Source organism: Dermatobacter hominis, from assembly GCF_020715685.1.
GTDB classification, from domain to species: domain Bacteria; phylum Actinomycetota; class Acidimicrobiia; order Acidimicrobiales; family Microtrichaceae; genus Dermatobacter; species Dermatobacter hominis.
The window spans coordinates 2,931,263-2,949,976 of sequence record NZ_CP085840.1 but is presented as its reverse complement, the minus strand read 5'-3'; the positions used below and the strand labels follow the sequence as shown (position 1 = coordinate 2,949,976).

Genomic DNA, 18,714 nt, shown 5'->3' with positions numbered 1-18,714 from the left:
CTCCGCGACGGCGGTGGGGTCGGGCGGTCGGGTCGGCTCGGACCGGTCGTGATCAGGTGCGGTCGGCGACGAGGCGGGCGGCCTCGTTCACCACGGTGCGACCGTCGGCGTCGAGCTGGCGGCTGGTGAGCCGCTCGATCAGCGTGATCGCGTGCGGCGGCTCGGGCACCATGCCCGACCACACGAGGTACCCGGCCATCAGCCCGATCAGCCGGTCCGACATCTCGTCGGCGTGCACGATCACCCGCTTCCGGCCGCCGAGCAGCTGGCGCAGGCCCCCGTAGGTGCGCTCCAGGTAGCGGACGAGCTCGTCGGCGGGCGGGAACGGCCAGTGCAGCCAGGTCACGCCCATCTCGTCGTAGTTGTGCAGGTTGTGCGGGGCCGGGGAGACGGACACGACCAGGTCGAAGCCCTGCTCGCGGATCCAGATGATCTCCTCCTGGCGCCGCACCTTGCGGTGGTTGGCGCCGAAGCCACCCGGCCGCTCGCAGATGGCCAGCTGGTCCTGGATGATCCAGTTGAAGTGCCGCGGCTTGATGCCCTGCGCCCACTTGCCCTTGGCTGCCACCTGCACCTCCTCCGTCGTCGATCCCGTCCCGGATCCCAGCGGTGGTGCACGGCCGCCCGGGGGCGACGCGGACGATCCGCTGCTCTCAGGATGCCGCACGAGCGGCACCCGCCGCTGCGGCGACGGCGACGGCCTGCACCGTCGCCCCGACATCATGGACCCGCACCATGCGCGCCCCGAGGATCATGGCCCACGTCGCGGTGCTCAGCGAACCGGCCAGACGGTCCTCGACGGGCACCGGCCCGGGCCCCTCGAAGGCCGCCGAGCCGCCCGGGGGACCCGGGTGCGGCGCCATCCCGGCGTCCGAGCGGGCGAGCAGCAGGCCGAGCGACCGCTTGCGGCTCGTCCCGACCACGACCGGTGTGCCGTCGGCCACCAGCTCATCGAGGCGGCCGAGCAGGGCGAGGTTGTGCGCCGTCGTCTTGCCGAACCCGATCCCGGGGTCGACCCAGACCTCCTCGACCCCGGCGGCGCGGGCGTCGGCGACCCGCGCCCGCAGGAACGAGCCCACGTCGGCGACGACGTCGTCGTAGCGGGGGGACGCCTGCATCGTCCTGGGGTCGCCGAGCATGTGCATGGCCACCCAGCCCACGCCGAGGTCCGCGGCCACCGGCCAGAGCGACGCGCTGACGTCGTTGAGGAGGGTGGCGCCGAGCGCCGCCGCGGCGCGGGCGGTCGACTCGTTGCGGGTGTCGACCGAGATCCGCACCCCGGCGTCCCGGCAGGGGCCGGCGATGGCCTCGAGCACCGGGAGCACGCGCGCCTGCTCGCCGGCGGGGTCGACCGGGGCCGCGCCCGGTCGCGTCGACTCGCCGCCGACGTCGATCACGTCGGCGCCCTCGGCGACCATCGTCGCGACCCGCTCGACCGCGACGCCGGGTGCGTCGTGCAGCCCGCCGTCGGAGAACGAGTCGGGCGTGACGTTGAGCACGCCCATCACGAGCGGCCGGACTGCGCTGCGGGACGAGAGCGGCTCGCCGTCCGGCCGGCCGGGCGGGTTCAACGGCGGCGGCCCGATTCGACGAACTGCATGGCCTCCATGCGGGCCGAGACGTCGTCGCGGAACACGCCCCGCACCGCGGAGGTCACCGTCGAGGTGCCGGGGGTGCGGATGCCGCGCATGGCCATGCAGAGGTGCTCGGCCTCGATCACGACCAGCACGCCCCGCGGCTGGAGCGTCGCCTCGATCGCGTCGGCGACCTGGGTGGTGAGCCGCTCCTGGACCTGCGGGCGACGGGCGTAGCCGTCGACGAGCCGGGCGACCTTCGACAGGCCGGTCACGCGGCCGTCGACGTTCGGGATGTAGGCGACGTGGGCGAAGCCGGAGAACGGCACGAGGTGGTGCTCGCACAGCGAGTACAGCGGGATGTCGCGCACCATGATCATCTCGTCGTGGCCGGCGTCGAAGGTGACCTTGAGGTGGCGGGCCGGCTCCTCGTGGAGGCCGGCACAGGTCTCGGCGTACATGCGGGCCACCCGGGCCGGCGTGTCGTGAAGGCCGTCGCGGTCGGGGTCCTCGCCGATCGCCTCGAGGATCTCCCGCACGGCCTTGGCCACTCGGTCCTGGTCGACCGCGCTGGCGAGCGGCGTGCCCGGCTCGGGGTCGATGGAGTTGAGGTCGTCGAGGGTGGTCATGGTGCTCCAACGGCGGCCAGGATGGCCACCAGCTCGTCGTCCGCCACCGTCTCCTGCTCGAGCAGGGTCGCGGCCAGGAGGTCCAGCCCGGGGCGGTGCGCTTCGAGGATACGGCGCGCCCGCTCGTGCGCTTCATCGAGCAGCCGCGACACCTCCTCGTCGACCCGCGCCGCCACCTCGTCGCCGTGATCGGCCGACCGACCGGCGTCGAGGCCCAGGAACGGCTCGCCGTCGCGCGCGACGAAGCGGCGTGGGCCGAGCTTGTCGCTCATGCCGTACTCGGTGACCATCGCCCGGGCCAGGCGCGTGGCGCGGTCGATGTCGTCGGCGGCACCGGTCGTGAGCTCGCCGAAGACGGCCTCCTCGGCGGCGCGGCCGGCGAGCGCCACGGCGAGCTGGTCCGACAGCTGCGCCCGGCTGTGCAGGTGCCGGTCCTGCTCGGGCAGCAGCACCGTGTAGCCGAGCGCGGCGCCGCGGGCGACGATCGAGACCTTGTGCACGTCGTCCGCGTGGGGGAGCAGGTGGCTCACGATCGCGTGGCCCGACTCGTGCACCGCGACGACCCGGCGCTCCTCGGGCGAGAGGATCCGGCTGCGCTCGGGCCCGGCGAGCACGCGGTCGACCGCGGCGGCCAGGTCCGACGCCGTCACCCGGTCCGAGCCCCGGCGGGCGGCGAGCAGCGCGCCCTCGTTGACGAGGTTCGCCAGATCCGCGCCGGAGAACCCCGGGGTCCGGCGGGCCAGCACGGCGACGTCGAGGTCGTCGGCGGTGGGCTTGCCGCGGAGGTGGACCTCGAGGACGGCGGTGCGCCCCGCCACGTCGGGCGCGTCCACGACCACCTGGCGGTCGAACCGGCCGGGGCGCAGCAGCGCCGGGTCGAGGATGTCGGGCCGGTTGGTCGCGGCGATCAGCACGACGCCGTCGGTCTGGGCGAACCCGTCCATCTCGACGAGCAGCTGGTTGAGCGTCTGCTCCCGCTCGTCGTGACCCCCGCCGACGCCCGCCCCGCGGTGGCGGCCGACGGCGTCGATCTCGTCGACGAACACGATGGCCGGCGCCTGGGCCGCAGCCTGCCGGAAGAGGTCCCGCACCCGGCTCGCGCCGACGCCGACGAACATCTCGACGAAGTCCGAGCCCGACAGGCTGAGGAACGGCACGCCGGCCTCGCCGGCCACCGCCCGGGCGAGCAGCGTCTTGCCGGTGCCCGGCGGCCCGACGAGCAGGACGCCCTTGGGGATGCGGGCGCCCAGGCGCAGGAAGCGCTCGGGGTCACGGAGGAACTCGACGACCTCGCGCAGCTCGGTGACGGCCTCGTCGGCGCCGGCCACGTCGGCGAAGGTCACCGCACCGGCCCGGTCGCCCTCGGAGGTGCGGGCCCGGCCGAACTTCATCGCCCGGCCGCCTCGCTGCATCTGCAGGACGAACCACACGAACACGCCGACGATCAGGAACGTCGGGAGCAGCCCGAAGACGATGTCGGACCAGATGCTGCCGTCGGAGTTGTCGGCCTCGGCCTCGACGTCGCGGTCCAGCAGCTCCTGGGTCAGTCGCTCGCCGTACGCCTCGGGGAAGACCGTGCGGTAGCGGGTGCCGTCGGTGAGCTCGCCCTCGACGGTCGACGACGAGTTCACGATCGTCGCCGTCCGCACCTCGTCGTCGGCCAGGCGGTCCTGGAACTGGTCCAGGCGCAGCTCCTCCGGCGGTTCGGGGCGGCTGACGAAGCCCCACACGAGCGCACCGACCGCCGCGACCACGACGACGACGGCCGCGATCCGGGTCGTGGTCGTGCCGGGCCAGCGCCGCGACGAGCCGGCTCGTCGGCCCGGCGGGGACGGCGGGGTCGGTCCGGCCGCCGGCCCGGGCTCCGGGGGCGGTGCCGACGAGGGCGGCTCGGGAGCGGTCACCGGGCGTCAGGCTACTGAGGAGACCCGCCGTGTCACACCGGCGCGCCGTTAGCATCGGCCCGGATCGACCGGGGTCGCCCCGGTCGTCGCCGCGCACATGGCCGACACGACCGCTCCCACGGTGCCCGCGACAGCGGTGCAGCACACGACGACCGCGGCCGCCCCGGCGGAGCGGCGGATGGTGCGCTCCCCCACGTCGGTGCTGCGGCTGCTCGTCGGCCTGGCGATCACGGCCCTCGGCATGTTCATCACGTGGCGGTTCGCCAACACGATGGCGGCGCTGAACCGCGACTGGGAGCAGCTCACCCACGTGCTGCCGGCGTGGATCCGGGCCATCCCCACGGTCATCGTCGGGCTGACGTTGCTCCTCGTGCCGATCGTGGTGAACGTGCAGCTGCTGCGCTACCGGCGCTTCCGCCTGTGGGGCGTGGTCAACCTCGCGGCGTTCAGCGCGTTCGTGCTCAGCGAGGTCGTGGTCGGAATGCTCACGACTCAGCCGCCGTCGCTGTTCCCGAAGGCGTACGTCGACGCCCAGGGCGCGGTGAACGACCCCCTGCTCGCCGGCTTCGTCGCCGCGTTCGTCGTCGGCATCCCGTACCTGCCCCCGTCCACCCGGCGGCTCGCCACCTGGACGATCGGGATCAGCTTCCTCACCACCCTCGGCTTCTCCGACGTCCCGGCGGTGGCATGGGTGACCGACCTCGGACTGGGTGTGGTGTGCGGGGCAGCGGTCGCGCTGCTGTTCGGCACGCCCGACACCGCCCCCGACCGCCAGGAGCTGATCGACGGCCTTGCACGGTCGGGCATCCAGATCGCCGACATCGCCCCGGCCGCCGTCGACGCCCGGGGCTCGACGCCGTGGCTCGGGTCGACGACCGACGGGCGGAAGGTGTTCGTCAAGGTCCTGAACCAGGACAACCGCTCGGCGGACCTCATGTTCCGCATGTTCCGGGCCCTCTTCCTGCGCAACACCGGCGACGAGCGCCCGACGTCGTCGCTGCGTCGCACGGTGGAGCACGAGGCGCTCCTCTCGCTGCGGGCGACGGCGGCCGGCATCCCGACCCCCGAGCTGCTGACCGTGTCCGACATCGGCAACGACGCCATGTTGCTGGCCTTCGTGGCGATCGACGGCGACTCGCTCGACCGGGTGCCCGACGACGAGGTGACCGACGAGCTGCTCGACGAGGTGTGGCGCCAGGTGGTCGACCTCCAGGACCACGGCATCGCGCACCGGGACCTGCGCCTGGCGAACATCTTCTCGGCCTCCGACGGGCGCCTGTACCTCATCGACTTCGGCTTCGCCGAGCTGGCGGCCTCACCGCTGCTGCTGGCGACCGACCTCGCCGAGCTGATCGGTTCGACCGCCCCGGTCGTCGGGGTGCAGCGCTCGGTCGACGCGGCGGAGCGCGCCGTGGGCCCCCACGGGCTCGCCCGGGCCTACCTGCGACTGCAGCCCTATGCGCTCGGCGGGGCGACGCGCGCCGCGCTGAAGGAGTCGGAGCTGCTGGAGCCGCTGCGGGTCGCGGTCGAGGATCGGGCGCACATCCCCGAGCCCGACTACCACGGCACGGTGCCCCGCTCGGTGTGGCCCGCCGTCGCGCTGTTCGGGCTGGCGGTCGCGACCATGGCCGGGATCGCGTACGGCGTCACCCGCGACGAGCCGCTCGCCGGCGTGGCGCAGTGGGACCAGCTGGGCTGGACGGTGTTCGCCGCCCTGGCCGTGATGGCGGCCTCGACCGCCGCGTTCGTCGGCTCGCTACGGGACTGGATCAGCCTCCGCCACGTCGTCCTGTCGCGGCTCGCGGCGACGGCGACCGACGCCGTCGCGCCGTTCCACACCGGCAGCGTCGCCACCCGCGTCCAGTTCCTGCGCGCCAACGGCATCGACACGTCGAGTGCGCTCGGCTCCGTCGGCGTGGCCGTCGTCGGCCGCGTCGTCGCCCAGGTGGCGATGCTCTACCTGGCGATCCGCCTGTCGGGCCGCGACGGCTCGATCGACGTCGAGTCCGACGACGTCACCGTGGGCGTCGTCGCGCTGGTGGTCGTGGCGGTCCTCCTGCTCGCCGCCACCGCGCTGCTGCCCTGGGCGCGCCGGTCGATCGCCCGCAGCGTCGTGCCGCCCGTCCGGCAGTGGGTCCACGGGTTCCGCGCCCTCACCGGCCACCCGACCCGGCTCGCGCAGCTGATCCTCGGCTCCGTGTTCGTCCCGCTCGCGACGGTGGGGTGCCTCGTCGCCGCGGTGCGCACGATGGGCGGCGCGCTCGACCCTCCGTCCGTCGCGCTCGTCGCGCTGGCCGTGATGCTCGTCGCCGCCTTCCTCCCGATCCCGGGCGGCGCGGGCGTCGTCGAGGCGGGCCTGGTGGGCGGGCTCGTCGTGTTCGGCGAGCGGGCGGCGGTGGCGGTGCCGGCCGTCGCGCTGTTCCGGCTGGTCTCGTTCTGGATCCCGCTCGTCGCGGGGTTCGTGGCGCTGCGCTGGCTGCGCCGGAACGGTCAGCTCGGCTCGGCCGCGGCGTCGGGGTCGTAGACCGCCAGGTACCGCAGGTTGCGGTAGCGCTCGGCGACGTCGAGCCCGTAGCCGATCACGAAGTCGTTGGGGATCGTGAAGCCGACGTAGCGGACGCCGAGGCCCTCGAGGTCCGCGGACTCGCGGGCGAGCAGCGCGCACACCTCGAGGCTCGCCGGACCCCTGGCCTCGAGGCTCCGGCGCAGGTACCGCAGGGTCAGGCCGGTGTCGACGATGTCCTCGACCAGGATCACGTCTCGGTCGGTCAGGTCGACCTCGAGGTCCTTGACCAGCCGGACGACGCCCGACGTGCGCGTCGTGGCCCCGTAGGACGACACGGCGATGAAGTCGATCTGCACCGGCAGGTCGATGCTGCGGGCCAGGTCGGTGAGGAAGACGTACGCACCGCGGAGCACGCACACGAGCAGCGGCGGCCGGCCCGCGTAGTCCTGGGTGAGCTGGGCGCCGAGCTCCTCGATGCGCCGGGTCAGCTGCTCCTCGGAGAGCAGCACCCGGCCGATCGCCGGATCATCGTCGAACGAGGTGGGCACCGCCGGGTCCATGGCCGCCGACCCTAGCCCTCCCCCGGTGGGGGCCCGTCCGGGCCGACCGGGCCGACCAGGCGGAGGCGGCCGGCGCTCCGGCGCACGCGCCAGCCGCCGACGACGTCGCAGCCGACCGCCGCGCCCGAGGCCACGTGGATCACCCGCGCCACCGCCGCCGCGTCGGGAGGGAGGCCGATGCCGGTCACCTCGGCCCACCACCGGCGGACCGCCGCGGCCGCGACCGGCGGCGCGGCCACCGCCAGCGAGCGCGCGTCGGTGGGGTCGAGGTCCAGCGCGAGCAGGTCGAGCAGGGCGGCCTGCTCGCCCGCCAGGTCCGCGAGCCGGCACAGCAGCGGGACGACGTCTCGGCCGGCGACGTCGTCGAGCAGGGGGAGCACCTCGTGGCGGACCCGGTTGCGCGTGTGGACCGGCGACGCGTTCGTCGGGTCCTGGATCGGGTCGATGCCCAACCCGGCGCACAGCGCCGTCGTCTCGGACCGACGCAGGCCGAGGAGCGGGTGGCGTGCCGGCGCCATGGCCGCCAGCCCCGCCGGGCCGGTGCCGCGCAGGAGCCGCAGCAGCACCGTCTCGGCCTGGTCGTCCGCGGTGTGGCCGAACAGCGCGTCGGGACCGACCGCACGGTGGCGGGCGGCCCGGGCCCGGGCCTCGAGGTCCGCGCCCGGCTCGACGGGCGCCGCGACCGATCGCGACGACGCGCCCAGCCGTCGGGCGAGCGCGGCGACCACGTCGGCCTCGGCGGCCGAGCCCGGCCGCAGCCCGTGGTCCACGTGCACGGCCGTGACGTCGAGTCCCGCGGCGACGGCGAGCACCAGCAGGGCCGACGAGTCGGGGCCACCCGACACGGCGAGCGTCACCGCCGAGCCCAGGGCGGGGAACGTGCAGCGCGCCAGCAGCGCGGCCACGGCCGCGTCGTCGCGCAGGGCGAGCGGGTCGATCGGCGCGGGCGGCGGCGGATCCGTCACGGCACGCTCGTCGGTGGGGGGCACGGGCGGACCCAGCCCGGGCTCAGGCGGCCGACGCCTCGGGTGCCACCCGCCGCAGCCACGCCGAGGGCTCCCGGATCTCGGCCATCGATGGCAGCATCTCCGGCCGCTCGAACGCCCGGTTCAGCAGGCCCGGGCCGCCGACGTCCTCGACCGCGGCGATGAACGCCTCGCCCTGCTGGTACTGGGCGAGCTTGGCCTCGAGCCCGATCAGCCGCTGCAGCAGCTTGGCGGCCAGGTTCATCTCCTGGCGGCGGGCCCGCAGCACCCGGGCGAAGCGGGGCGCCGACGGCACGAGGTCGAGCGCGGCCCGGTCCATCACCACGTCGCCGTGGCCCTCGAGCAGGCTCATCAGGCCGCCGACCTTGTCCATCGTCACGCGCTGGTCGGGCGTCGCGAACAGGGCGGCGATGCCGCCGTCGTCGAGCGGGTTCGTGCGGGTCCGCACGCCCTCGGCGATGCGGCCGACGGCGGTGAAGAGGCGGCCCGGGTCGGTGTCGGTCTCCTCGACCAGGTGCTCGACGAGCCCGAGGAAGTAGGGCCGTAGCCACGGGACGCCGGTGAACTGCGTGCGGTGGGTGACCTCGTGGAGCGCGACCCAGAGCCGGAACTCGCGCGGCGGGAACGACTGGCGCTTCTCGAGCGCCAGGATGTTCGGGCCGACGTAGTAGACGAGGTCCTGGTCCTCGGGGTCCTCCTCCTCGAGCACGAGCAGGTCGTACTGGCCGAGGACCCTCGTCGACATCCAGCCGAGCAGGGCACCGAGCTCGGCGCCGGCGACCTTGCCCGACACCGTCGCCGCCGGCCCGTCGAGCTCCTCGAGGCGCGACAGCACCGGGCGCAGCATGCGCTGGTAGCTGGCCAGGTTGGCCCGCACCCAGTCGAGCCGGTCGACCACGCGGGCCCGGGCGGCGCCGGCCTGCGAGGTGAAGCCGGTCTCGGCCTCGACCCTCGGTTGGGCGACGGCCGTCAGCTCCTCGAACTCCGCCGCCATGCCGTCGGCGTGGTACGACGCGGCGAACGGCTCCTCACCGGCGATGCGGGCGGCCACCCGCTCTGCGAGGGCCCAGTCGATCGACGTTCCCACCGCAGCGCTCCTGTCCGACCCAGCTCGACGACGTGACCGCAGCGCGGACGGGCGCCGGCGGGCGGTCAGCCCTCGTCGCTCGGGTAGCGGGTGGAGGTGACCTTCAGGAAGTAGCCGAGCACGGTCGCGATCACGACGACGACGGCGCCGAGCGCGATCGGCACCGCCAGCCAGTAGTGCCACACGGGCGAGTTCGCCAGGACCGATGCAACCTGCATGGCGCCCACTCTAGGAGCCGTCGGCCGGCGCGGGCACACCGGCGCCCGGGTCGTCGGTGGCGCCGTCCGAGCTGCCGAGCTCGCGGAGCATCCCGCAGAAGCGGGCCTTGATGTCGGGCGGGACCTGCTCGGTGCACTTGGCCGCGATGACCCGGCGCAGGTCGGCCTCGAAGTCGAAGGCCTCCAGGCAGGGGGAGCAGCGGCGGAGGTGGGTCTCGACCTGGACCAGGACCGCGGCGTCGAGCTCGCCGTCGAGGAAGGCGTAGAGCTCGGCGACGGCCTCGTCGCAGTCCGTCACCCTCTCGTGGTCGTGGCGCTCGTGGTCGTGGCCGGCGTGGGCCGCGTCCGACGCGACGTCCGGGAGGTCGGGCTCACCGGAGGAGCTGGGCGCAGGGGTGGAGGACATGGTGGTCGTTGGTTCGTGCTCGATCGGATCCTACGGCTCGACGACGACCGGGTCCCGGTCAGCGAGCCCCCGATCGACGGCGAACTGGTGCAACGACCGTTGGAGCGCCTTTCTTCCCCGGTGGAGGCGGCTCATCACCGTGCCGATCGGGATGTCCATGATGTCGGCGATCTCCTTGTAGGAGAACCCTTCGACGTCGGCCAGCAGCACGGCCATGCGGAACTGCTCCGGCAGGGCGTCGAGCGCCTCCTTGACGTCGTCCTCGGTGAACATGTCCATCAGCTCGTCCTCGGCGCTGCGGCCGAGCGTGGCCGCTTCGAGCCCGCCCAGGCGGCGGTAGAGGTACAGGTCCTCGACCTCGTCGAGCTCGGTCTGCTCGGGCCGGCGCTGCTTGGCCCGGTACGTGTTGATGAACGTGTTGGTCAGGATGCGGTACAGCCAGGCCCGGAGGTTCGTGCCCTCGGTGAAGTTCGGGAACCCGCGGTAGGCGCGGACGAACGTCTCCTGGAGCAGGTCCTCCGCGTCGGCCGGGTTCCGGGTCATCCGGAGCGCGGCGGCGTAGAGCTGGTCGACGAAGGGTTCGACCTGGTCGGCGAAGGTGGCCTGATCCGCCATGGACCGCCCACCGTAGGGCACGCCTGTGACGGTGTCAGCAGGGGTCCCGGGCGGCCGCGGCGGCCGCTCAGCCGGTCGATCGAGGACGGGATCCCGTCGCGTAGTAGTCCTGGCTGCGGATCCACTTGCCACACACCTGGCACCGGGTCGCTGCACCTGCGCACAGGCCCCGGCAGTGGCGGCACTCCGTTGTGCTGCTCATGGCCGTCCTCCGTTGTGAGCCCCGAGAAATGGAGAGGCACCGACCACGGTGACGTGGTCGGTGCCTCCAGTCAACCAGGGCGAACGGCCCAGTTCCGGTCAGTTGGACGCTCCCGGGGCGGGATGGCCCCCCGGGTGAGCGGCGTCTCAGTCCTCCCGGGAGCGGCGGCTCACGGCGAACATCGCCGCACCGGCGAGGAGCAGCGCGCCGCCGAGCAGCGCCAGGCCGCCCGAGGCGGAGCCGGTCAGGGCCAGCGCCGCGCCCTCGCCGCCGTTGGTGGCCGAGGTGTCGGCGACCGTGGCGTCGGGCGTCACGACGTTGGTGGCGACCTGCGGCAGCGTCGTGGCGGGCAGGACGGTCACCGGGACGGTCGAGGTGGTCGTGGTGGTGCCACCGCACTGCTCGACCGGCGGGAAGTACTGCTGCGAGGTGTTCGTGTCGCCCACGAACAGCAGCGGGCCGTGCCAGGGACCGGTCGGCGAGATCGTCTGCGGGCTCTCACCGGTGATCACGTCGAACTGGAGCGCCGCGCACTCCTTGGCGAACGTCACCGTGGTGACCGACGCCTGGGTGATCGTGAAGTCCTTGCGCTCCGACAGGGTCTGCGGCCACTGGCCACCGGCGGGCGAGGCGCCCGGGGGCATCGCGTAGGCGACGGCCGCGGCGGCGATCGGCGAGCAGGGGTTCGTGGCGCTCGTGATCACCAGCTCGAAGACCTCGTCGGTCGACTCGGTGGTGTAGGTGAGCTGGCTCTGCGCCAGCGGGTTGCAGGCGCCGTCGACGACGAGCGGCTCCTGGGTGATCGTGATGATCGCACCGGCGTCGACCAGCGGCTCGACCTCCGCGAGAGGTGCCGGGGTCGTGTCGAGGGTGGTGTCCTCGGTCGGCGTCTCGTCGCCCTCCTGGGCGCCGGCGGTGCCGGTGCCGAACACGGCGACGGCGACCAGCGCCAGACCGCACACGGCGAGCGACAGCGCTCCCCGCGATCGCCGATGGGAGCGCGCTCCGGACGCGCGCGCCGCCTTCCCTCCATCGATCTTCAGCTTCACCGCTCGCTCCCTCGCATCGCCCCAGCCAATGGGTTGGCCCACAGGATCGCAGACGGCGACCTCACGGACAAGCAAACTGGGCATGACTGCCGGGGGCCACGGTCGTTCACCCGCTCCGCCGGGACGCCGGGACGGCGTCCGTCGCACCCGCTCGGCGGTCGGCCGGCCCGTCGCGCGACGACGGCCATGGGCACGCGAGACGGGAGCGAGCACAGGTGAACAGGGACGAGCTGCTGCAGACCTTCGACCTCACGGGGAGGGTGGCGATCGTGACCGGCGGCAGCCGCGGCATCGGCCGGGCGGTGGCCGAGGGCTTCGCGGCCGTCGGCGCCCGGGTCGTGGTGGCGAGCCGGAAGGCCGACGCGTGCGAGGAGGCCGCCGCCGCCGTGCGGGCGGCGGGCGGCACCGCGGTCGCCGTGGCCACGCACATGGGCGACCTCGATGCCGTGCGGTCCCTGGTGGCGCGGACGGTCGACGAGTTCGGCGGCGTCGACGTCGTGGTCAACAACGCGGCGAACCCGCTGGCGATGCCGATCGGCTCCATCACCCCCGAGGCTCTGGCGAAGTCGCACGACGTCAACCTGAGAGGCCCGTTGTTCCTGGTGCAGGAGGCGCTGCCGCACCTCCGAGCCAGCGACCACGCGGCGATCGTCAACGTGCTGACCGCCGGGATCTTCACCCGGGGCGAGTACGTCTCGCTCTACGTGTCGGCGAAGTCGGCGCTCCAGGCCATGACCCGGGCGATGGCGGCGGAGCTGGCGGGCGACGGGATCCGGGCCAACGGGCTGGCACCGGGCACGGTCCGCACCGACATGGTCCTGAACACCGACGAGGCCTTCCAGCAGCTCGCCGTGGACTCGCAGGTCATCAAGCGGATGGCCGAGCCCGAGGAGATGGTCCCCGCCGCGCTGTTCCTGGCCAGCGACGCCTCGAGCTTCATGACCGGCCAGACGCTCGTGGTCGACGGCGGCATGACGACGCACTGAGGGAGCGCCGGGGTCACCAGCGGGCGGGGTCGCGGCCGGTCGTGGCGAGGAGCCGATCGAGGAGGGGCGCGCCGGCGGGCACCTCGACGGGCGGGCCCCAGAGGCCCGGGAAGGGCGCGTCGGGCACGAAGACCCGGACGTGGTCCCAGCAGGCCTGCAGCGTCGGCTCCGGCACGTCGAACGGCTGACCGGTCGCGACCGCCAGGTCCCAGCCGTGCACCACCAGCTCGGTCAGCGTGATCCGCCCCCAGGTCGCGGCGTCCAGGTCCGAGCCCGGCACGGCCGCCCCGGGCGCCCACGCCGCGGGACGGGTCCAGGCCTCGGCCGCGGCGTCGAGGTCGTCGCGGACCTCGGCCCGCCACCGCGGCCCGAGCCGGGACCCGTCCGCCACGATCGCCCCGGCCGCCCGCATGCCGTCCTCGTCGCGAGCGGCCAGCGCCACCGCGCCCTGCGCCACCTGGTCCACGTGGACGACGAGGTCGCCGACCGACGTGGCGGCGCACGGGGTGGGGTCGCAGAGCTGCCGGTCGTCCAGGGCGTCGATCACGGCCACCATGCGGCTCGCGGCGGGTCGGAGGTCGATCACGCGGGGCTCCTCGGGTCGGGTCGGCCGTCAGGCGTGCTGACGGACCGGCCCCGCGTGCATCATCGGCCGGCAGCGCCCCGGTCGCGCAGCCGGATCGCCTGCAGCTCGAGGTGCCGGCGCTCGACCAGGCTCGTGGCCGACCCCGCGGCGGCCCGGTAGGCCGAGACGGCCCCGTCGAGGTCGCCCAGCAGGGCGAGCAGGTGCCCGCGCACGACGGCCAGCCGGTGGTGGCCGGTGAGCCGCCCGTCGGCCTCGAGGGCGTCGACGATCGCCAGCCCCGCCGCAGGCCCGTCGACCTCGGCGACCGCGACCGCCCGGTTGAGGGTCACCACCGGGTTCGGGTCGAGCCGCTCGAGGACCTCGTAGAGCGCGGCGACCTGCTGCCAGTCCGTCGCCTCGGCGCTCGGGGCCTCGTCGTGCACCGCCGCGATCGCGGCCTGCACCTGGTACGGCCCGGGCGGCCCGGCGGCCAGCGCGGTCGTGACCAGCCCGACGCCCTCGGCGATCAGCTCGGCGTCCCAGCGGCCGCGGTCCTGCTCGTCGAGCGGGACCAGCCAGCCGTCGTCGTCCACGCGGGCCGCACGGCGGGCCTCGGTCAGGAGCATCAGGGCGAGCAGACCCGCGACCTCCCGGTCCTCGGGCAGGACGGCGTGCAGGTGCCGCGTGGTGCGGATCGCCTCCGCCGTCAGGTCGGCGCGCTGCAGCTCGGCGCCCGAGCTCGCCGAGTAGCCCTCGTTGAACATCAGGTACAGCACCCGCGACACGACCGCGAGCCGGGCCGCCAGGTCCTCGCCGGGCGACGGGAAGGTCGACCCCTCGGTGCGGATGCGCTGCTTGGCCCGGCTGATCCGCTGGGCCATCGTCGCCTCCGGCACCAGGAAGGCCCGGGCGATCTCGGCGGTGGTCAGGCCGCCGACCGCCCGCAGCGTCAGGGCCAGCTGCGACGCGCTCGACAGCGCCGGGTGGCAGCACAGGAGCAGGACCTCGAGCGTGTCGTCGCGGTCGGTCGCCCCGTCGAGCGCGACCCGCTCCGGTTCCGCCAGGTCGGCCTCGATGTGGCGGGCGGCGTCGAGCTCCTCACGGTGGCGGCGGGCCGAGTCGCTGCGGATCCGGTCGGTCAGCCGGCGGGCCGCCACGGTCGTGAGCCAGGCGCGGGGATCGTCGGGCTCGCCGTCGCGGGGCCACTGGACCGACGCCGCCAGCACCGCCTCCTGCACCGCGTCCTCGGCCAGGTCGAACTGCCCCGTTCGCCGCACCAGCGTCGCGAGGACCGCCGGCGCGAGCTCGCGCCAGCGGTCCTCGCTGCGACCGGGGGCCCGGAGGGGGCGCTCCGGGGGGTTCACGTGTTGGAGTCGCTCTCGTGGAGCAGCGGCCGGACCTCGACCCGGCCCACCTTGGCGAACGGCACCTCCGCCGCGATCTCGAGCGCCCGCTCCTCGCTCTCGACGTCGACGATGTCGAAGCTGGCGAGGTACTCCTTGGTCTCGATGTACGGGCCGTCGGTGACGACCCGCTCGCCGCCGGCGACCGTCACCGTCTTGGCGACGGACTGGTCGCCGACGCCCCAGGCGCCGACGAACTCGCCCGACGCGGTCAGGGCGGCGTGCTGCGCCTCGGTGTCGGCCACCACCTGCTTGAACGTGGCCTCGTCGTACGAGCTCCAGATCTCCTCGTTGCCGTAGATGAGCAGCATGTACTTCATGGGGGACCTCCTGTCCGTCACGACGCCGCTCGGCGCCGTCACCCAGGGGTCGGAGCCGGCCCCGGATCCTCGACATGCTGTCGGAAAAAGGTCCGCACGCCGTCGGAGGGGGCCGCCCGGCGTCGCTCGGGCCCTCGCCTCAGGCGCCGGCGGCGGCCATCGCCGCCCGCATCCGGAACGTGCCCGGCGGCAGCTGGCCGGCCGCACGGGCGGGCGCGAGCGCGTCGGCCCACCAGGCCAGGTCGTCGAGCGTGATCGACAGGGCGGCGTCGGTCAGCGGGTCGACCGGCTCGTCGTCGTCGCCGAACGCCTGGTGCACCCCACCGATGAGGACCGTGTTGCGCAGCGGCGCCATCTCCGCCTCGATCGCGATGTGGGCCAGGTGCTCGACGGCGCGGGCGCCGGCGATCGGGCCGCCGCTGTAACCGATGAAGGCCGCCGGCTTGTTCCGGAGGGCGAAGCTCACGAACACGTTGTCGATCGCGTTCTTCAGCGCACCGGGGACGCTGTGGTTGTACTCGGCGGTGATGAAGATGAACGCGTCGCCCTCGGCGATCTTGCGGTTCCACTCCCGGACGATCGGCTCCGAGTACGTGGGGTCGTTGAAGTCGCCGACGGTCTCGATCGTCTCCTGGAACATCGGGAGCGGCCAGTCGCGGAGGTCGACCAGCTCGGCGTCGAAGCGGTCGTCCTCGCCGGTGCGGCGCATGACCCAGGGGATGAGGTGCTCGGCGGCGCGGTCGGGCCGGGTGGTCCCGACGATGACGAGCAGGCGGTGGCGGTCGGACATGGCGGGTCCCTCTCTGATCGGGTCGGGGGGCGGTCGTCGGGAGGCGGGGCGTGATCCCGTCGACCCCGACAGAGGAAATGATAGTGACTTACGAATAGGAAGCAACAGTCACTGGCGTACGTCGGCATCTAGGCTGGGGCGGTGGACGACCAGGCGCACGGCGCGTGCAACCGCCTCGAGCCCGTGTTCGACCTGCTGGGCAAGCGGTGGACCGGGCTGGTCCTCGGTGCGCTGATGGAGGGCCCCGCCCGGTTCTCGGAGCTGGCCCGGACCATCGACGGCGTGAGCGAGCGCATGCTGACGGAGCGGCTGAACGAGCTGGGCGACGTCGGGCTCGTCGAGCGCCACGTCCTGCCGGGACCGCCCGTCGGCGTCGAGTACCGGCTCACCGAGCGCGGCAAGGCGCTCGAGCCCGCCCTCGACGCGCTGGCGGCCTGGGCCGAGGACCACCTCGCTGAGGACCGCTGAGCGATCGTCCCGGGCGGCAGGGCCCCGGACGCGGCAGGACCCCCACCGGAGCGGGGGTCCCGAACCGAGCCCAGGAGGAGAATCGAACTCCTGACCTGCTCATTACGAGTGAGCTGCTCTGCCGTCTGAGCTACCTGGGCAGGCCACGGGCCGCAGCGCGTGGACGAGCGAGCTTACCGGGCGCCCGAGCCCGGGCGGCAACCGGATCCGAGCGGGCCGCTCAGCCGACGACGAAGTCGATCGGGTCCGCGTCGAGACAGGCGCGGGCGTCCAGGTCGGCGCCGGGGTCGAGCAGGAACTCGGCGCGCAGCTCCCGGAGGCACCGGGGCGGTGAGAACGCCAGGTCCTCGCTCATCGTCGGCACCTCGACGACCGTGGACCGGTCGATGCCGTCCGCCATCGAGTCGGCCCAGCCGTTCGCGCCGGCGGCGGAGAGCCCGCCGACGGCGAGCAGCACGGGGACGTCGACGTCGAGCGGGCGCGACAGCCGCTCGAACTCGTTGGGCACGCCCCAGCGCTCGCACATGCGGCCGAAGCTCGGCTCGTTCGCCCCGGCGAACTGCGGGAGCGCGACGTCGGACACCTCGGCGGTCCGGTTCGTGCGAGCGTCGTAGCTGCAGGTGAGCGAGAGGAACGCGCCCGTCAGCGACGGGCCGGCGAAGAAGCTGACGTCCTCGGCGATCCCCGCCGCCGCGGTGAGCTCGTCGCTGGCGACGACGACGCCGCTCGGGACCTGCGGCAGCCGCGCCGACTCGCGCATCGCGGACTCGAGCGCGGCGGCGTAGCGGCGGCCGTCGAGCAGCACGGTGAAGGGGCCGACCCCGCTGAGCGACGTCGTGGAGACGGTCACCGGGCTCGCCTGCAGCCGGTCGTAGCGGGCCTTGTAGAGCCCGGCGAGGTCGCCGTACTCGGCCTTGCAGTCCTCGTCGGCGTCGCACAGCTCCTGGATCGCGTCGAAGGAGCGGGACAGCGACAGGGTCGGGTCCTCGAGCACCGACTCGCCCGGCGGCGTCGGGTTGGTCAGGATCAGCGAGCGGACCGAGCCGGGGTTTGTCCGGGCGTAGGCCACGGCCGCCACCGTGGTCAGACCGCCCGCCGCGACGTTGACGCGGTCGAGCTCCGACGCCCACACCAGGTCACGGATGTCGGCGGCGGCCTCGACCCAGGAGTAGCCCTCGAGGTGGACGCCCTGGGCGCGCAGTCGGTCGGCGCAGGCGCCGGCGGCGTCGGCCCTCGTCGAGATCGCGCCTTCGTCGTCCGCGCGCTCGGCGAACGACGCCGACCACGCGGCCTGCACCTCGGGGCAGCTCAACACCGGATCGGTGCCGTCGTGGGCGGGCAGGTCACCACCGGCGCCCTGCGCCGCGGTGTGGAACCCGCGGAGGCTCAGCAGGTGGACGTCCGCGCTCTCGGCGAGCGATGTCGCAGCGCCCTCGTTGACGTCGAGCACCACGATCGGGTCCACCTCCGACCCGTTCGGTCCGGCGACCGTCGTCACCGGGAGCCGGAGCTTGCGGCCGTCGGGGTCGGCGCGGGACTCGGGGACGACCAGCTCGCTGCACGTGGCGGTCGGCACCGACTCGAGCGTGGTCGGCGAGCACGGGGCGGCGACCAGCTTGGGCGTGTAGCCGACGGGCGCGCTCACCACGTCGGAGGCCGGCTTGCTCGGCGTCCGCAGGTCCTTCGCATCGCCGCCGGCGGAGTCGCCGTCGTCGCCGGCGGCGACGACCACCGTGGCGATGACGGCGATGGTCGCCATGACGGCGAGCCCCGCGACGAGGTTCACCCACCGCCGGCGACCACGTCCGGTGGCGGCGAGGGCGGGCTCGGGTGCGTGCCAGGTCGGCGGGACCAGCTCGTCGTCGGGGGCCTCGGGCCCGTCGATCTCGACGACCTGCATGCCGGGTGGCAGGCCCTTGAGCGACATCGGACCGATCGGGCGGAAGTGGTGGGAGCGCCCGCGGGAGCCGATGATCGACTCCAGGAGGGCCGGGGCCCAGGTCCGGTCGGTGCCGGCCGCGGCGCACAGCCGGGCGGCCTCGACCACCGGGGTGCCGAACCAGTCGTCGTCCTCGTGCGCGACCTCTCCGATGCTGACGCCGATGCGCAGGTGCACCGGGTCGTCGGGGTCCACGGCCCGTGCCGCCTCGTGCATCGCGGCCGCGCACTCGATCGCGTCGATCGAGCTGCGCTCGAACACCACCATCAGCCCGTCGCCGAGGTGCTTCACCTCGGTGCCGTCGTTCTCCCGCACCGCGTGCCGGAGCGCGCCGAAGAGCTCACGTCGGAACTGATCGCCGGCTTCGTCTCCCAACCGCGTGAGCCGCTCGGTGGATCCGACGACGTCACAGAACAGCACGGCCACCGTGGCAGTGGTGCGCATGCCACGGATGGTACTGACCCCTCACCCGCAGGAGCACTCGGGGTTCCCGGTGACCCTGGGCAC

General features: G+C 74.0%; 19 protein-coding genes and 1 tRNA gene. 3 read left to right on the top strand and 17 right to left on the bottom strand.

Annotated elements, in window-relative coordinates; all coding sequences use genetic code 11:
- Nucleotides 1–52: 52 nt before the first annotated feature.
- The 4 genes from LH044_RS14010 to ftsH all read right to left on the bottom strand — a co-directional run bounded on the left by LH044_RS14010 (nucleotide 53) and on the right by ftsH (nucleotide 4,107).
- Complete coding sequence (locus tag LH044_RS14010; RefSeq protein ID WP_227756204.1) at nucleotides 53–568, bottom strand: protein-tyrosine phosphatase family protein; 516 nt, start codon at nucleotides 566–568, stop codon at nucleotides 53–55.
- Between the two features lie 85 nt (nucleotides 569–653).
- Complete coding sequence (gene folP / locus LH044_RS14005) at nucleotides 654–1,571, bottom strand: dihydropteroate synthase (protein ID WP_227756203.1); 918 nt, start codon at nucleotides 1,569–1,571, stop codon at nucleotides 654–656.
- Nucleotides 1,568–2,203 (bottom strand): GTP cyclohydrolase I FolE, encoded by a 636-nt coding sequence (folE, locus tag LH044_RS14000; protein ID WP_227756202.1) that lies wholly within the window; start codon nucleotides 2,201–2,203, stop codon nucleotides 1,568–1,570. The genes folP and folE overlap by 4 nt, the downstream gene beginning before the upstream one ends.
- Complete coding sequence (gene ftsH / locus LH044_RS13995; RefSeq protein ID WP_227756201.1) at nucleotides 2,200–4,107, bottom strand: ATP-dependent zinc metalloprotease FtsH; 1,908 nt, start codon at nucleotides 4,105–4,107, stop codon at nucleotides 2,200–2,202. Before ftsH ends, folE begins: the two co-directional genes overlap by 4 nt.
- A 97-nt stretch (nucleotides 4,108–4,204) precedes the next feature.
- Here ftsH and LH044_RS13990 point away from each other — a divergent pair, with 97 nt between their 5' ends.
- Complete coding sequence (locus tag LH044_RS13990; RefSeq protein WP_227756200.1) at nucleotides 4,205–6,631, top strand: lysylphosphatidylglycerol synthase domain-containing protein; 2,427 nt, start codon at nucleotides 4,205–4,207, stop codon at nucleotides 6,629–6,631.
- Here the strand turns inward: LH044_RS13990 and hpt are convergent.
- The 7 genes from hpt to LH044_RS13955 form a co-directional block, all read right to left on the bottom strand.
- Nucleotides 6,598–7,173 carry a hypoxanthine phosphoribosyltransferase gene (gene hpt, locus LH044_RS13985; RefSeq protein ID WP_227756199.1) on the bottom strand — a complete coding sequence of 192 codons (576 nt, stop codon included), beginning with the start codon at nucleotides 7,171–7,173 and terminating at the stop codon, nucleotides 6,598–6,600. The two genes, LH044_RS13990 and hpt, sit on opposite strands and share 34 nt — an antisense overlap.
- Before the next feature lie 11 nt (nucleotides 7,174–7,184).
- Nucleotides 7,185–8,138, bottom strand: coding sequence for a tRNA lysidine(34) synthetase TilS (gene tilS, locus LH044_RS13980; RefSeq protein ID WP_227756198.1), 954 nt, complete (start codon nucleotides 8,136–8,138; stop codon nucleotides 7,185–7,187).
- Nucleotides 8,139–8,181: 43 nt separating this feature from the next.
- Nucleotides 8,182–9,246, bottom strand: coding sequence for an Rv3626c family coenzyme F420 biosynthesis-associated protein (locus tag LH044_RS13975; RefSeq protein WP_227756197.1), 1,065 nt, complete (start codon nucleotides 9,244–9,246; stop codon nucleotides 8,182–8,184).
- A 65-nt stretch (nucleotides 9,247–9,311) separates the two neighbouring features.
- Nucleotides 9,312–9,464 (bottom strand): hypothetical protein, encoded by a 153-nt coding sequence (locus tag LH044_RS13970; RefSeq protein WP_227756196.1) that lies wholly within the window; start codon nucleotides 9,462–9,464, stop codon nucleotides 9,312–9,314.
- 10 nt (nucleotides 9,465–9,474) lie between these two features.
- Nucleotides 9,475–9,870 carry a mycothiol system anti-sigma-R factor gene (rsrA, locus tag LH044_RS13965; protein ID WP_227756195.1) on the bottom strand — a complete coding sequence of 132 codons (396 nt, stop codon included), beginning with the start codon at nucleotides 9,868–9,870 and terminating at the stop codon, nucleotides 9,475–9,477.
- 30 nt (nucleotides 9,871–9,900) lie between these two features.
- The gene (locus LH044_RS13960; protein ID WP_227756194.1) at nucleotides 9,901–10,485 is read right to left on the bottom strand and encodes a sigma-70 family RNA polymerase sigma factor; all 585 of its coding nucleotides are present in this window, start codon (nucleotides 10,483–10,485) and stop codon (nucleotides 9,901–9,903) included.
- A gap of 348 nt (nucleotides 10,486–10,833) precedes the next feature.
- The gene (locus tag LH044_RS13955) at nucleotides 10,834–11,736 is read right to left on the bottom strand and encodes an acetyl-CoA C-acetyltransferase (RefSeq protein ID WP_227756193.1); all 903 of its coding nucleotides are present in this window, start codon (nucleotides 11,734–11,736) and stop codon (nucleotides 10,834–10,836) included.
- 215 nt (nucleotides 11,737–11,951) lie between these two features.
- Between LH044_RS13955 and LH044_RS13950 the strand changes: the two genes are divergently transcribed.
- Nucleotides 11,952–12,722 carry an SDR family NAD(P)-dependent oxidoreductase gene (locus LH044_RS13950; RefSeq protein ID WP_227756192.1) on the top strand — a complete coding sequence of 257 codons (771 nt, stop codon included), beginning with the start codon at nucleotides 11,952–11,954 and terminating at the stop codon, nucleotides 12,720–12,722.
- 13 nt (nucleotides 12,723–12,735) lie between these two features.
- Here LH044_RS13950 and LH044_RS13945 read toward each other — a convergent pair whose 3' ends face one another.
- From LH044_RS13945 to LH044_RS13930, 4 genes are all read right to left on the bottom strand, one after another.
- Nucleotides 12,736–13,308, bottom strand: a complete 573-nt coding sequence (locus LH044_RS13945) for a TIGR03086 family metal-binding protein (RefSeq protein ID WP_227756191.1) — start codon at nucleotides 13,306–13,308, stop codon at nucleotides 12,736–12,738.
- Between the two features lie 59 nt (nucleotides 13,309–13,367).
- On the bottom strand, nucleotides 13,368–14,651 hold the full coding sequence (locus LH044_RS13940; protein ID WP_227756190.1) for an RNA polymerase sigma factor: 1,284 nt from the start codon (nucleotides 14,649–14,651) through the stop codon (nucleotides 13,368–13,370).
- Nucleotides 14,648–15,010 carry a YciI family protein gene (locus tag LH044_RS13935; protein ID WP_227756189.1) on the bottom strand — a complete coding sequence of 121 codons (363 nt, stop codon included), beginning with the start codon at nucleotides 15,008–15,010 and terminating at the stop codon, nucleotides 14,648–14,650. The genes LH044_RS13940 and LH044_RS13935 overlap by 4 nt, the downstream gene beginning before the upstream one ends.
- Nucleotides 15,011–15,149: 139 nt before the next feature.
- The gene (locus tag LH044_RS13930) at nucleotides 15,150–15,800 is read right to left on the bottom strand and encodes an NADPH-dependent FMN reductase (protein ID WP_227756188.1); all 651 of its coding nucleotides are present in this window, start codon (nucleotides 15,798–15,800) and stop codon (nucleotides 15,150–15,152) included.
- Between the two features lie 141 nt (nucleotides 15,801–15,941).
- Here LH044_RS13930 and LH044_RS13925 point away from each other — a divergent pair, with 141 nt between their 5' ends.
- On the top strand, nucleotides 15,942–16,268 hold the full coding sequence (locus tag LH044_RS13925) for a winged helix-turn-helix transcriptional regulator (protein WP_227756187.1): 327 nt from the start codon (nucleotides 15,942–15,944) through the stop codon (nucleotides 16,266–16,268).
- Nucleotides 16,269–16,335: 67 nt separating this feature from the next.
- Here the strand turns inward: LH044_RS13925 and LH044_RS13920 are convergent.
- Nucleotides 16,336–16,408: transfer RNA gene (locus LH044_RS13920), tRNA-Thr, on the bottom strand.
- A gap of 80 nt (nucleotides 16,409–16,488) precedes the next feature.
- Nucleotides 16,489–18,651 carry an adenylate/guanylate cyclase domain-containing protein gene (locus LH044_RS13915; RefSeq protein ID WP_227756186.1) on the bottom strand — a complete coding sequence of 721 codons (2,163 nt, stop codon included), beginning with the start codon at nucleotides 18,649–18,651 and terminating at the stop codon, nucleotides 16,489–16,491.
- Between the last annotated feature and the right edge of the window lie 63 nt (nucleotides 18,652–18,714).